General features: G+C 37.7%; 14 protein-coding genes. 2 read left to right on the forward strand and 12 right to left on the reverse strand.

What is annotated here, in order from left to right:
* The 12 genes from trbL to AAEU29_RS20385 form a co-directional block, all read right to left on the reverse strand.
* Nucleotides 1–1743: P-type conjugative transfer protein TrbL (gene trbL / locus AAEU29_RS20330; protein ID WP_421975005.1), on the reverse strand; the 1743-nt coding region annotated here is incomplete at its 3' end.
* Between the two features lie 2 nt (nucleotides 1744–1745).
* Nucleotides 1746–1967, reverse strand: a complete 222-nt coding sequence (locus tag AAEU29_RS20335) for a hypothetical protein (protein WP_421975006.1) — start codon at nucleotides 1965–1967, stop codon at nucleotides 1746–1748.
* A 12-nt stretch (nucleotides 1968–1979) separates the two neighbouring features.
* A complete protein-coding gene (trbJ, locus tag AAEU29_RS20340) occupies nucleotides 1980–2777 on the reverse strand; it encodes a P-type conjugative transfer protein TrbJ (protein WP_421975007.1) in 798 nt (265 codons plus the stop codon).
* Nucleotides 2778–2788: 11 nt separating this feature from the next.
* Nucleotides 2789–4264, reverse strand: coding sequence for a TrbI/VirB10 family protein (locus tag AAEU29_RS20345; protein ID WP_421975008.1), 1476 nt, complete (start codon nucleotides 4262–4264; stop codon nucleotides 2789–2791).
* Between the two features lie 9 nt (nucleotides 4265–4273).
* A complete protein-coding gene (locus tag AAEU29_RS20350) occupies nucleotides 4274–4729 on the reverse strand; it encodes a conjugal transfer lipoprotein TrbH (protein ID WP_421975009.1) in 456 nt (151 codons plus the stop codon).
* Entirely contained in the window at nucleotides 4729–5634 is a 906-nt protein-coding gene (trbG, locus tag AAEU29_RS20355; RefSeq protein WP_421975010.1) for a P-type conjugative transfer protein TrbG, read from the reverse strand. The genes AAEU29_RS20350 and trbG overlap by 1 nt, the downstream gene beginning before the upstream one ends.
* 12 nt (nucleotides 5635–5646) lie before the next feature.
* Nucleotides 5647–6378, reverse strand: a complete 732-nt coding sequence (locus AAEU29_RS20360; RefSeq protein WP_421975011.1) for a VirB8/TrbF family protein — start codon at nucleotides 6376–6378, stop codon at nucleotides 5647–5649.
* A gap of 5 nt (nucleotides 6379–6383) precedes the next feature.
* Complete coding sequence (locus tag AAEU29_RS20365) at nucleotides 6384–8918, reverse strand: VirB4 family type IV secretion/conjugal transfer ATPase (protein ID WP_421975012.1); 2535 nt, start codon at nucleotides 8916–8918, stop codon at nucleotides 6384–6386.
* On the reverse strand, nucleotides 8918–9217 hold the full coding sequence (locus AAEU29_RS20370; protein ID WP_421975013.1) for a conjugal transfer protein TrbD: 300 nt from the start codon (nucleotides 9215–9217) through the stop codon (nucleotides 8918–8920). The genes AAEU29_RS20365 and AAEU29_RS20370 overlap by 1 nt, the downstream gene beginning before the upstream one ends.
* An 8-nt stretch (nucleotides 9218–9225) precedes the next feature.
* The gene (locus AAEU29_RS20375) at nucleotides 9226–9615 is read right to left on the reverse strand and encodes a TrbC/VirB2 family protein (RefSeq protein WP_421975014.1); all 390 of its coding nucleotides are present in this window, start codon (nucleotides 9613–9615) and stop codon (nucleotides 9226–9228) included.
* Nucleotides 9616–9629: 14 nt separating this feature from the next.
* Nucleotides 9630–10586 (reverse strand): P-type conjugative transfer ATPase TrbB, encoded by a 957-nt coding sequence (gene trbB, locus AAEU29_RS20380; RefSeq protein ID WP_421975015.1) that lies wholly within the window; start codon nucleotides 10584–10586, stop codon nucleotides 9630–9632.
* An 87-nt stretch (nucleotides 10587–10673) separates the two neighbouring features.
* Nucleotides 10674–11048 (reverse strand): helix-turn-helix domain-containing protein, encoded by a 375-nt coding sequence (locus AAEU29_RS20385; protein WP_421975016.1) that lies wholly within the window; start codon nucleotides 11046–11048, stop codon nucleotides 10674–10676.
* A gap of 638 nt (nucleotides 11049–11686) precedes the next feature.
* On the opposite strand from AAEU29_RS20385, the gene AAEU29_RS20390 reads away from it, so the two are divergent.
* Both AAEU29_RS20390 and AAEU29_RS20395 read left to right on the forward strand, forming a co-directional pair.
* A complete protein-coding gene (locus AAEU29_RS20390) occupies nucleotides 11687–12391 on the forward strand; it encodes a replication initiation protein (protein WP_421975017.1) in 705 nt (234 codons plus the stop codon).
* A 269-nt stretch (nucleotides 12392–12660) separates the two neighbouring features.
* Nucleotides 12661–13335 (forward strand): hypothetical protein, encoded by a 675-nt coding sequence (locus AAEU29_RS20395; RefSeq protein WP_421975018.1) that lies wholly within the window; start codon nucleotides 12661–12663, stop codon nucleotides 13333–13335.
* Nucleotides 13336–13589 lie beyond the last annotated feature (254 nt).

Here is a 13589-nt window from a genome sequence, read left to right on the forward strand (position 1 = left end):
AGCTGCTTCTGCTTGCTCAGAGCGTTGCATATTTGATTGAACCTTATCAGCAGCCGCAATATCTTTAATATCTTGTCTAGCTTGCTTAGCTTGCCCCGGATTTCTAATTTCTTCAGCCAAGCGCCCCCCCGGAGTATTTGCTATAGCTTCTTTAGCTTTATCAACTCGCTCAGCTACAGCATTACTAGCTGAAGAAGCCATACCTTTCATTAGGTTTGCGCCAACATCAGCCGCAAACTTAGCGCTTGTTGCTGCACCTTGTTTAATTGCGCCTAGTGTTGAACGCTTTTCGTTGTTTTGTTCATTCGATGATTCACCAGAATCAGAATTTGAAGATTCACTATCTTGATTACTAGATTCATTTGTAATGCTTGAACTAGAAGTATCAAATCCCATACTTTGACTAGAAATCGCATCACTAGAGCTAGAAGATGATTCACCAGAACTAGAAGATGATTCACCAGAACTAGAAGATGATTCACCAGAACTAGAAGATGATTCACCAGAACTCATTGAACTGCCTGATGACTCAGCGGCATCCGTTGTATCAGTGCTAGTTATTGAAGAACTGCTTGATTCACTACTACTCATGCTTTGTTGTTGTCCAGATCCCATTGCAGAAGCAAATGAAGAAGAGCCAGAATCACTAGAACTAGAAGAATCACTAGAATCAGAAGAATCACTAGAGCCTGAAGAAAATGAGCCGCTTCCTGAATCCATATTAGCTTGAGCTTGCTTTATAGCTGACATAATTGCAGAGCCAGCACCGCCAGCGTTTGCAGCGAAGCTTTGCATTGCTGCTGAACCAGCCGCTGCTGCCGCACCCATACCAGCCATAGCTCCAACGGCTGCACCAGCACCAAAGTTACCGATACCTTGTTGGCCTACATCAGCACCAGTAATAATGCCTGATATTGTTGAAGGTAATTTGTTAGTGAGAACTAAAAGTGTAATCGAAACAATTAGAATAATTGCCATTTCTGAGAATGTAAGAGTGCCACTCATATTTTGCTCATAAGTGGTAATAATATCTTGCCCTATGCCAATTAATAAAACCATAGTCATTAATTGGGCTGCTACACCTAGAACTGTTTTGAAATAGTTCATAGCTATGTCAGAAGTCCATTTTGAACCCCCAAAGCCTAAGAAGAAAATACCAGCATACGCTAATACCCACGCTGTTATTAGTAATAGCAGCATGTTAATTGCTACTAGCGCTAATATGACCAAGACAATTAGGCCAATAATGATTAACACAACACTATCAACAGGTTTAGTCAGGCTGCCAGATTCTAATACCCTATCAAATATTTTAAAGCCAATATCAACAATACCTGAAGGCGTTATAGAGGCGCCTAAACCTGTAGCTTCACCTGCTATTTGCCTTAATGAATTCACAATATCTAAGGCGAAATTTGCACCATTTTGAAGTAGCCACCAAAAGAAACCTATAAAAATGGTAAATCTAATAAACTCTGAAAAGAACTCGCCTAAATCAGCCTTTTTCAATGCCATGAAACCAAAAGTAAATATCATTCCAAGGCTGGCTAATAACCAAAAAAGCCAAGTAGCGTGTAAGGTTATTACTGCTGTCCATGTTTGGGCGCTTAGTGCATACCTATCTAGTACACCGTCTAAAACGTCATTACTGGTAATATCAGCAAAAGCATCGGGCGAATAAAAGGTTAGCCAACATACCAGAATGGCTAATGAAGCTTTTGCTATGAAGGCTAACGATTTCACTGTTACCACTCCTTAGCTTTGCTAGGCTTATATCTAGATTCTCTAGCTTTAAGAGAATTACAATGCTGAATAGCATGTTTAACTAAAGTAGGGTGTTCATCTAATTCATTAACTACTTTGCAATCTACGTTTGCGATAAACTCTCTTATTTCCGCTTCGTTTGGTTCACTTTCACCGCAAGCTGCTAATGTGAAAATTAACGCTAATAAAGAAATCTTTTTCATTTTTTTCTCCTACTACCAGGCTCTGCCTGTACTTTGTTGATAACGGGAAGCTCTCAAAGCTTGAGAAGCTGCTGTTTGTCTTGCATCTTCATCTTCTTTTGTTTGCTTCTCCGCAGATAAAGCGCTTTGTTGTGCTATTAATAAAGCTCTAATTTGAAGTAATTGATTTGCTTGATTTGAAGCTAATTGACTGGCGTGTTGTAACGCTTCTAGTTGACCTGAAGAAGTCTGTGCGTTTGATTGTAAATCGCGTAATTTATCAGCATCGCGCTCTAAAGCATCCTGTTGTTCATCTATACTTTTAACTAAAGCATCATTAGCTTCTTTACGAATTTCTGAACTTAGTTTTTGCTGTTCTTTGTTTTGTGCAGCTAAAGCTTCAAGCTGTTGTCTACTACAGCCACCTGAAGTAAAACAAGGCAACTGCTCATAGTAATCAACATCTTTAAATTTACCGATGTAAGCGTCTATAGAACCAAACTGATTTTTAAAGCCTCTTACAGAGTCACCTATAGCTAATACATCACCAATAATTTGTCGCGCATCATCCCAAAGCCAATTATCTAGATTCATAGTGTTTTGGATTTGGTTTTGATATTGCTGAAGTTGAGTCTGATAGCTTTGTATCATTTGCAAACCTTGGCTAATTGACTCGATAACTTCCAAGATACTTTGAGTTAGGCTTGCAACATCAATAACTGGAATACCTGCATGAGCTGGTTCAGGCTTGAATGTTGCAATGGCGCCTATTCCAAGAACCAACGCACACGATAAATTTGCAGCAATAAGATTTTTCTTAAATAGTTTCATTTTATATTTCCCTATTTGTAATCAAAGTTTTTGAAAGGACGGTCAAAAACAACATCTTTACTGACCATGATGTTAAATCTATAACCCGGGCGAATTTCAATAGTTGGAGCTATGTTTAGGTTTTTCATAATCATTTTCGCAGCGGCTTGTCCTAGTTGTTGCCCCATAGCTTCACTAAGAGCAGAACCAGCATCTTTTTTATCACCAATTGAAACACTACTGTCTTGCGATAATTCAACACCAGCGGTAATGACTGACATCATTAAAGCTGAGCCAAAAATACGAATAAAATGATGATTTACTTTATCTTCAAAACCAGCATAACCAGCACCATCAGCGCCAGCCATTGAACCAATATCAAGTGCTTTACCATCAGGAAACACTAAACGCTGCCAAGCAATCATTACGCGCTCTTGACCGTAGGCAATGTTTGATGAATATGAGCCAATTAAGCGTGTACCTTGAGGTATTAATAAGCTATTACCTGTTGGCGTGTCATATACGTTTTGTGCTACTTGTGCGTGTATTTGACCCGGTAAATCTGAGTTGATACCTGACACCATTACACCCGGAATAACAGAACCAGCACGAAGTTCATAATCAGAACTAGGCGCCTCAATTGTGCTTGCTAAATTCCATCTTGAAGCACTACCATCGAATGCTTTGTACGCATCGCCTGAGTTTGATTTAACCTGTATTGATGAAGGTGAACTTGAGCCACCTAAACCCCCACCAGAGGCTAAAGACGAGTTACCAGTCAAAGAGCCTAGACTACCTTTAATCGAATCCAATTTAGCTTTATAAGCCGCCATTGGATCGCCACCATGTAACATTGCGTTAGTGCTAGCTAGTTGCTGTTGTACTTGCGCCAGCTTTGCTAATTGATCTTGACGGTTATTGCTACCATCATTAAACGCAAAGCTTGTCTTAGGTCGGCTGAAGCTACTAGATGCGGCTTTACTGCTATCAAACTGAATACTTGAATTGCCTAAAGCTGCCTCTTCAAGTCGCTTTATTCTTGCGTCTTGAATACGTCTAGCAATTTCATCTTCACGCTGTTTGTTACGGTTATAAGAGCTGTCACCAGAACCATTTGATAGCCTTCTCGATTGTTCTGCAATTTGCTGAACCTCGGGGCTAAGTTTTGCGTTAGTTTCTTCAGGTACTTTTTCAGAAGCTAATTCCGTTTTATCTGATTTATTAGTATCAGACATACCTTCAGCTTCAACATAACCAGATTCAAAGCCTAATGTGATTTCTTTTGCAATAGCTGAACTATCTCTAGCATGGCGTTTTTCTTGAGTTGGTGCATTTGATCTTGCTTCTTGTTGTTCGGCTCTATCCATACCAACGAGCATTATTACAAACAAGAAAATACAAACACCTATACCCATGATGATTAAAGGCCAGTTGTTAACTCGCTTAACACCTGTAGGGGTTGATTTTGGCGAAAGTAGCTCTTGATTGTCTTTTGTTGCATCAGTCATAAGACCCCCTTAACTCGCTAAATAAGCCCACTCGCCAAGCGGTCTAACATTTTCTTGGCTTGTGTCATATAGGCGGCTGATTGGTTTCTGATTAACAAAAATAGTGATAATAATTTGCTTATCAGATAGATGATCAATGATGTATGCCACACTTAACCCTGAAGGTGTTGTAGTGTTCTCTAAATCATCTTCAGGTGTTGAAAACTCAGTAACGCCATAACCAAATTCGCGCATATTCTTAACTAGTGCAGTTCCAAACTTATCAGCGGTTTCATGCTTGAAATACAAAGTTGTTTTAGCTGAAGGGTAAAGAATATCTATTTGATTAATCACATCTTTAGCCAAAAAGTTAGCGATATAACTATTGTTTACAGCATTATTAGTTGTGAAATCACCGAATTGTTTAGGCGCCTTAGCGCAACCAGTAACAATTACTAATAGAATAAGGATTACTAAATGTTTCATTAGTTAACCCCCCGGGTAATTGTTATCTTGGTTTGATTACGGCCAACACCAGCAATCATAATGGCTTTATCAAATACCGTATCAACAATGTAACGGCCATTTTGAACGCGATAATTCACCATAATTTCCTCGTCTGAAGAAAACATAGCTTCATTTTCTCTAACAACTAATAATGTTGGTGATTCAGTTTGTGCCATTTCATCAGGCATCTGAATAATCGTTTTAGTACCATCGTTATAGACGCGAACAGGCTTCCATTTTGCTTTACCATCAATCGAATATTTAAAATCGAGATTACCTAGATACTCGCGTGTAGCTGGCATTGTTTCACGTTCAATTTCTTGGTGTTCAATGCGCTTTAAATTATTGAACTTAGCTAGTGACTCTTCAGGATATGTAAAACTGATTTTTGGCATAAACTCAGTTCTATGAGAGCGCAAACGCAAGTTATAAGAACGTCTATCTGTTGTAACGATTAACGTTGTATCTAAGCCAACGTCAAGCGGTTTGATAATTACATGAACTCTTTGTAATACACCGCTACCCGTTATTGCTGGTTCAACATTCCAACGCGCTGTATCTCCCAAATGTACGCTATTTACGTTTTCACCAACTTGTAGCTGAATGTCGCAAATTTGCATCACAGCACAGGTGATAATTGGTTGATTTGAACCGTAGATAAAATTGATAGAACCATCTAACCCGGCTACTGGTTTCATGCCTTTTTCACTAGCTTGTTGCCAGCGTTTAGCAATAGCGATAGCTTGTTGCTCTTGGGTTGTTAGAGTTGGGTTTTTACCCGGGAAAAAGAGATCACCATAATCATACTTTGATTCTTTTTCAGAGGTTGTTGCGCTTACACTAAAAGATAGTACAGCAGCAATTAATAAAGATAAGGCTTTCATTTTACATATCCCTTAAAGTGTTTTTGACCAGTTGTATTCAGTGATATAAATGCCAAGAGGATTTAATCTAATGTTTTCTTCACTCGTATCTGATGTAGGTTCAATGACTGTTACAGTTACTAGTGCTTTCATGCGAAAAGGCTCTTCTGTAAGAATCCCTGTTCTATCTCTAACTGTTTCAATCCAATCAACTTGGAATGTTGTTTCTGTTTGAGGTATTACAGATAAAATTTCTACAGATACGGTTTCAGTAGCCGCACGTTTGAAAGGGTTTGATTCAGGATTACCGTTTAAATGCTCCGACATTTTATTAGTAGCTGAATCACCGGGGATTAGATTTGCATATACACCAAATATTGCTTTACGTTGTAATTCCACATCTGGCGTTACAATTCTTGCTTGTGAGATAAATGAAGCAACAGTTGATTTTATTACACGTATATCAGCTTTATGTGCTTGATAAGCTGGACGAACAGCAGCAGCGCTACCAAGTTGATCTACTTCTATAACGTAAGGTACAAATTTGCTTTGACTACCAATTTTAATTAAACCACCCACAGAGAACAGAGTGATAATTCCCATTAGTAAACAAAGCACCATCCACATGTTACGCTGAGATACTACCGAGCTAGTGTGATCATTCCAGCGTCTACGTTGATTTAAATAAGGCGCTTCAACTGGTTTTGTTGTTGCCTTATCAGAATTAGCTTCTTTAGTGCTATTTTTCTTTTTAAAAAAATCCATAATATTTAAGCCGCCCTTTGATTTGCATTAGATAAACCTTTATGGTCGAGATAATAAGCTACCCACTGTTCACCATATTGAGATTCAAGCTGTTTGATCAGGTTTATCGTTTCTTTGTCACTAGCACCTACAAACGCAAGTTGTAACCTACCAAGCGCCAATTCAAATAAACGTCTTCCTTGCTCAGAAACGTAGTAGTATTGACGCTTTTGAACAGCGTTAGCGATGATTTCAATTTGCCTTTCATTTAGACCCATAGACTTATAAATTGCGGCTGAGTCTTCCTGACGAGCATTAGGATTAGGTAAGAAAATTTTGGAGGCTGTACTTTCAACTATTACATCTAATATCCCTGAATTAGCAGCATCACTTAAACTTTGTGTAGCCATTAATACCAAGCAATTAGCTTTACGTAATACTTTCAACCATTCCCTTATTTTTTCTTTGAAAGCCGGGTGTGCAAGCATCAACCAAGCTTCATCAAGGATAATTACTGCTGGTTGCCCTTTCAGTGATTTTTCAATGCGGTGGAACAGGTAAAGTAGCACTGGTAATGCGTATTTTTCGCCAAGATTCATAAGTTCTTCAATCTCAAAGACATTGAAGTTACTCATAGATAAACCGTCTTCTTCAGCATCGACCAAATGACCCATCAAGCCCTCAATCGTGTATTGCTTCAGTGCTTCACGCACATCTAAATCTTGAATACTTGATACAAAATCAGTCATAGATTTAGAGCCAGTCTTAGCCATATTCTCAAGCGCATTAGCTATTTCAGTACGCTGTGAAGGGGTTGTATATAAGTCATTAAGTTTCAAGATGGTATCTATCCACTCCATAGCCCATGCAAGATCAGCTTTTGATTCTAAAAACTGTAAAGGACAAAAGTTTAACGAGCTACCATCACCGCCAACTTCAAAATGATTGCCATTTGAAGCTTTAACAAGCGGAAACATCGACATACCCTTATCGAAAGCGTAAATGCTCATATTTGGGTATCTTCTAAACTGTGCAGCTAACAAACATAAGAATGTTGATTTACCTGAACCAGTAGGGCCGAATACAATCGAGTGACCAACATCGCCAACATGCAGATTTAAACGAAATGGTGAACTACCACTTGTTAAACATTGCATTAAAGGAGGGCTATTTGTTGGATAAAATGGACAAGGCGCCACATTTGAACCAGCCCACAAAGTCGAAGATGGAAGCATATCAGCTAAGTTCATAGTGTTGATTAAAGGGCGTCTTACATTTTCTGAACCATGCCCCGGCAATGAACCTAAATATGCTTCTAATGTGTTGATAGTTTCTGTTCGAGCAGAAAAACCTAATTCATTAATGGATTTTTCAACATAATTTGATGCAGCTTCTAATTCTTGTCTATTTTCAGACATAAGAACGACAACGCTTGTATAGTAACCCATCGCAATAAGACCGCTGTTAATTTCAGCTAAAGCAGCTTCAGCATCGTGAACCATACTGACAGCATCTTGGTCTACTACACCATTGCTAGTATTAAATACTTGATCAAAGAAACCTCTTACTTTTTGTTTCCATTTCTTTCTGAACTTTTCCATGCTGCGAATTGCTTCATGTTGATCTAAAAAGATGAAACGACTTGACCAGCGATATTCAATTGGTAATTCAGCTAACCTTGTTAATATTCCCGGGTAAGACTCAAAAGGCATACCTTCAATAGAGACAGTTTGAATAAACTTATTGCCTAACTTTGGAATGATGCCTGAATGAAGCTCTTCAGCACCAATTAGCTGATCAATGTAAATTGGCTGTTTTGGTAATTGAACCGGGTGATTTTTACCAGTTACGCAATATTGTAAATAACGCAGAAAATCATCATAAACAACTTCACTACCATCTTCTAAATGCTGTTTAACAGCTTTTAAGCGTTCCATTTTGAACACACTAGAAAGGTTACTTTCTATATTGTTTATGTTCTTCTTAAACTGCTCGATTAAGTCAGTAGTTCGCTTTCTTTGTGATGGTTTAGTTGAATCGTCATCAAACATTAATTCAACAAACTTTGCTTGTGCTAATAGAGGTGGAAAATATGTAACTGTCAGTACAAAAAAACCTTCATACTGATTTCCTAAACTGTTAAAAAACTCTCGCCTTTCTTCATCCATTGCGCGAGTTACAGGATCAGGGAATTTTGATAAGTCGGCTGCAGAATAGTTTGGTGAATTACGTCTAATAGCGTCTACATGTATCATCCAACCATTACCTAGTTCAGCAAAGGCTTTATTTATACGGGCAGAAACTAATTCGCGTTGTGCGTTTGTTGAGCTGGCATTGTCATCACCTTTATAAAGCCATGACGCCATGAAAGAGCCATTTTTATTAACAACTACACCATTATCTACAATTGCTGCATAGTTTAATAAATCGACTGTACCAGCTTCTTTTTTTCTAAATCGATCTAACTCTTGATGCTTATTTACTTCAAAAATCTTTTGAGCAAAAAGAGCTAATAAAATTAAAGAAAGAAAAGCTGTTGAGTAAAGTATGAAATCTAACATTATTTGTAATCCTTCATATTCAGCCTGAACGGTGTTGATCTCGCTGGATAGTAAGCTGCATATTTACGGTGTCTTAGATATACATGGCGCATTTGTGGATCTGACTTTGCCATGAGTCGAAAAACCCATAGACAGAAAAACCAAATCCCCAAGCCTACAACCGTAGCCCTTAACTCCTGCGCTGAAAAAATCAGCGCAAAAGCTAAGAGGCCAGCGAACATTACCAACTCACGATCACCACCCATGAAAAGGTTGGCTCTGTTACCAACTTTTCGTATTGGAATAGTGCGTAAGTTCATTTCGTCACCTAGCTAGCAAGAGTCGCTTTAACTGATCCAATTGCATAATCAGTGATAGCTGTAATATGAACAGGATCGATTACTGCACCACGGCTAAAGAAGTTAGACATGATATTTTGAGCGCCAACTAATAACGCCATAACAAGAATAAGAATGACTAATGAACGGAAGAAACCGTTTAAATCACCGCCAAAAATAAGGACACCGCCAGCAATTACGATACCTACAATTGATAAAGTAAATGCAACAGGGCCTGTAACTGAGTTACGCAAGTTTTCAAGCCAGCCTTCATAAGGCAGACCCCCACCAGTACCAGCGGCTGCGTTAGCATCAGGAGCAATAAAAACAAATAATGTGATTACAGCTAACAATAGAGTTTTAAATAATGCGTTGGACATTTCTAAGTTCCTTTTCATTTTGTTTGAACATGTTTAGTGATGTAGGCGTTATTTTCATAACCGTGAACTTCCAAAATATCTTGAATACTTCGACCTTCTGGAGTTCTGGCTATATGGATAACTACATGCACCGCTTCGCCTATTAACGGTTCAATATCCTTTGGAGCTGATTGATTACGAGTAATTAGAGATTTGAGCCTATCTAATCCCGCTTTTGCATTGTTTGCGTGAAGTGTTGCAACTCCGCCTTCATGCCCTGTATTCCATGCGTCAAGCAGATCAAGAGCTTCAGCACCGCGAACCTCACCAACTAGAATTCGGTCAGGTCTGCCTCGTAGAGTTGTTTTAAGTAGGTCTGTCATTGTCACTGTTAATGACGTGAAAAATTGGACAGAGTTTTTTGCTGAACACTGGATTTCACCAGTATCTTCAATAATAAAAATGCGTTCTTCAGGGTTTTGAGCAACCATTTCACCAATAATTGCATTTGTTAATGTTGTCTTACCTGAGCCAGTGCCACCGATTACTAAAATATTTTTGTGTTCTGATACAGCTTTGCAAATAGCCTCTTTCTGTTCAGGTGTCATTGTGCCGGTATCAACATATTGATCGAGAGTAAAAATAGCTGTGGCTTTTTTACGAATTGCAAATGATGGTGCAGCAACAACAGGAGGCAACCAGCCAGCAAAACGGCTACCGTCTAACGGTAAAACACCTTCCAAAATTGGATTTTCAGTTGTGATAGTTGTATCTAGGTAGGATGCAATAGTTCTCATTGCTGCTTCAGCTTTAGCTGGTAGCATGGTTCCTATTGGCTTCATTTCTTCGCCAAGGCACTCTTGCCAAAGAGTACCATCAGCGTTAAGCATTATTTCTACAGTTTTAGGATTGCGAAGCGCTTTTAAAAAGTCAGCTCCAAAATCCCTTTCTAGTTTTTCAAGAATTCTAGCGTTTGGTGATTGCTTATTCACAAAAAAAATCCGATATTCCGTTCCAATTGCTTGTAACGATATATCGAATTTGTATTTTTGACAATGTTTTTTTAACTTTTTATCGTGCTATTTTTTATTTTGGCGTTTTTCCTTAATGGCTTTTCTTGCTTCTTTATCCCAAGTTCTAACTTGATATGCCTTATGCTTAGGTAAAATTGCGCCTACCCGTTCATACCCGGCTGGTAAATTCTCAGTTTCTTGGTGGTATTGATCTAAAAGCTCATAGATTTCAGAATCAACATGCTCAAGCATTAAAGGTAAAGGTACTGAAAGCGCTCTGCTTATTTGCTCCATTATTTTTAAGCTTGGGTTGCCTTTACCATTTGTCAGGTCTGAAAGAAAAGATGCGGAAACACCCGACAATTCATGCAGCTCATTTTTTTGTATTCCTCGCTCTTCCATTATGCGAAGAACATTTGTAAAAAAGATTCGATCGTACATTCTTTAATAATCCAAAATTTTAGCGGCTAAAATTTTTTGTTTAGCTTAACTTGTTGTTTTTTGTCTATATCTTCGTAGTGAACAGTTTAGTGTATATTTATTTTTTGCATAAACAATGGTGTTTGATGTATATTCTTTAAAAGCTACAATGTAGCCTTTTTATCCACAGAATTTGTGGATAAGTGCTAAAAGCTACATTTTGCCCTAGTAACTTATTTAAGTATTAAAAGCTACAAAATGCCCTAGTAATAAGGTTTACAGCCTAACTGCTACATTTTGCCCTAGTGTATTTACGCCATATAAAAGGCTACAAATAGCCCTTGCTCTTAAAAGAAAGGCTTATGTTTACTTTTGTTTTATTGGGAAGTGATTGTTTTTAAAGCTTTATAAGTTGGTTTTGGCTCAAAAAACAAAGGTTATCTGTGTTTGTTAAATGCTACATTTTGCCCTAGTTACTTATATAAGTATTAAAAGCTACAAAATGCCCTAGTAATAAGGCTTGCAGCCTAAGTGCTACATTTTGCCCTAGCTGATAAAAATGAGAGTTTAAAAGCTACAAACTGCCCTAGTAATAAGGCTTATATCCTAAATGCTACAAACTGCCCTAGCAGCTTAGAAAAATAATTAGAGGTGTATCAATGCAAGATTCACGAAGTCGTTTACTTTCAAAAGACGTAGATCAATCTCAAGCTGTTGTTGAAGCTAAATATTCAATATCGAAAGACGAACAGCGCATTTTAGTATTAGCATCACAGAAAGGTAAAATTGATAAAGATGGTTGGTTTACAATCCGAGTAGCTGATTATGCTTTGGCATTTGATTTAACATCAAATGAAGCATCAAGAGATATGCGACAAGCCTATAATAACTTTTGGTCACAAAGTATAACTGTTGAAAATGGTGATGGAAAAGAGCTTGAATTTAGATGGATTCAAGCCCGTGAAAGAGATAGAAAACTTGGTACATTTGGTTTTCAGTTCACTGATAAGCTATTGCCATATATACAAGATCTTAGTGAGCGTGTTAGTTATCCATTAAAAGATGTTGCACAAATAACAAACCCTATCCACATGCGTTTATATGGCTGGCTTTACGGTTATCTTGAAGTTGGCGAGTTGGTGCTAGACCTCGATTATATGAAAGAAAAGTTTGTACTTAGCTCTATGCCAGCATACGCAAAGTTTAATAATTTCAAAAGGCGAATACTTGATAGCGCTGTTGAAAAGATTAATGAAACAACCCCAATAATTGTAAATTACGAACCTATAAAAGAAGGTCGTAAAATTAGCAAAATCCGATTCATAATCACAGAAAAGCCAAAGGCTACAAACTGCCCTAGTTAAATGTAGGGCAATTTGTAGCTTTTAAATGATCTATATTGATCATTCGATAAAATGAATTTATTTTAGTTTTAATGATTTCACAGGTAAGTGAAAAAAGAATTAAACGCCAGAAAAGAAAAAAGTCAGGTTGCCGCCTGACTTCTTAGAAAATAGCTACCTCAGTTGTATTTCAAATTTGCCGATTTGAAAACTGAAGAAGTAAACCCTTGCGTGGGTAGCTTTATTCTATGTCTTAGATTTCGTTTTTTCAAATTAAAACTAGAAAATAGATGAAGCTTAATTATAACGATAAAAAAGCACACGCTCCGCAGCAGTACGGAAAACGAAGTGAACGTGTTTTAGCAAAGCAAAATAGAGCAAGACTAGCTAAAATGCTAGAGCTTCCTAGTAGCTATGCTGTTCTTCAGGCGCCTTCAGGCCGAACTACCCAAAAACAATATTTAATTGATTGCTTCCGACTAATGGATTTATTAGTGTCTGAAATGTGCTTTGTTTCAAGAAAAGTTGGTGTATCAACAAAAAATGGATTTTTATTAAGAACTTGGAACTATGTATCAGAAAAGCTTAATCTTCCGTTATGGCGTGTAAAACAGTGTTTGACCTGGTGTTATAAAAAAGGTTGGCTAACTTCAGATCAACCCCGAGAACTCTACACTGATGAAAAAGGCAATGTTGCGTATAAAGGACTAGCATCAATTAAACGCATCACTCTTAAATACTTTCAAGATATTGGCTTACATGATGAATTTAAAACAGCATGTAAAGCTGCGCGAGAAGCTATTAACAAGCTTGCAAATAAGTTAAATACTAAAGTTAAGATCCTTTTAACTCCTATCACGATGCTTCAACGGTTTGCGCGTAAAGCTGCAAATTTAATGTTAAGCAATACTGACGATATAAATAGCAAGTTAGATAGGCTAGAAGCCTCTATATTCACAACCTAATACAATCTGTTAGCAATTCATAGTTATGCCGCTGTAGCGGCTCTTATGCGTTGCTGCTATCAAAAATTAAGTGTTTCAAAGCCTGTATTTTCTGAAACTTTGGCACTTCCTACGCAAATAAAGCTTTCTATCCGAACCAATGTCTAAGAATTTAGCTTAGATCTGTGTATAAGTTGTGCCTAACGATCCCTAACTACTCCATAAGAAAACAACTATAGACTTTGCGTCATATAGCTAAAGCTATATTAATAAAT

It is taken from the genome of Pseudoalteromonas aquimarina (assembly GCF_049257255.1).
Lineage (GTDB): Bacteria > Pseudomonadota > Gammaproteobacteria > Enterobacterales > Alteromonadaceae > Pseudoalteromonas.

Coding starts and splice junctions, on each gene's coding strand:
- AAEU29_RS20360 (WP_421975011.1), bottom strand. CDS start 6,378: ATGGATTTTTTTAAAAAGAAAAATAGCACTAAAGAAGCTAATTCTGAT.
- AAEU29_RS20390 (WP_421975017.1), top strand. CDS start 11,687: ATGCAAGATTCACGAAGTCGTTTACTTTCAAAAGACGTAGATCAATCT.
- AAEU29_RS20350 (WP_421975009.1), bottom strand. CDS start 4,729: ATGAAACATTTAGTAATCCTTATTCTATTAGTAATTGTTACTGGTTGC.
- AAEU29_RS20345 (WP_421975008.1), bottom strand. CDS start 4,264: ATGACTGATGCAACAAAAGACAATCAAGAGCTACTTTCGCCAAAATCA.
- trbG (WP_421975010.1), bottom strand. CDS start 5,634: ATGAAAGCCTTATCTTTATTAATTGCTGCTGTACTATCTTTTAGTGTA.
- AAEU29_RS20375 (WP_421975014.1), bottom strand. CDS start 9,615: ATGTCCAACGCATTATTTAAAACTCTATTGTTAGCTGTAATCACATTA.
- AAEU29_RS20335 (WP_421975006.1), bottom strand. CDS start 1,967: ATGAAAAAGATTTCTTTATTAGCGTTAATTTTCACATTAGCAGCTTGC.
- AAEU29_RS20370 (WP_421975013.1), bottom strand. CDS start 9,217: ATGAACTTACGCACTATTCCAATACGAAAAGTTGGTAACAGAGCCAAC.
- AAEU29_RS20385 (WP_421975016.1), bottom strand. CDS start 11,048: ATGTACGATCGAATCTTTTTTACAAATGTTCTTCGCATAATGGAAGAG.
- AAEU29_RS20365 (WP_421975012.1), bottom strand. CDS start 8,918: ATGTTAGATTTCATACTTTACTCAACAGCTTTTCTTTCTTTAATTTTA.
- AAEU29_RS20395 (WP_421975018.1), top strand. CDS start 12,661: ATGAAGCTTAATTATAACGATAAAAAAGCACACGCTCCGCAGCAGTAC.
- trbJ (WP_421975007.1), bottom strand. CDS start 2,777: ATGAAACTATTTAAGAAAAATCTTATTGCTGCAAATTTATCGTGTGCG.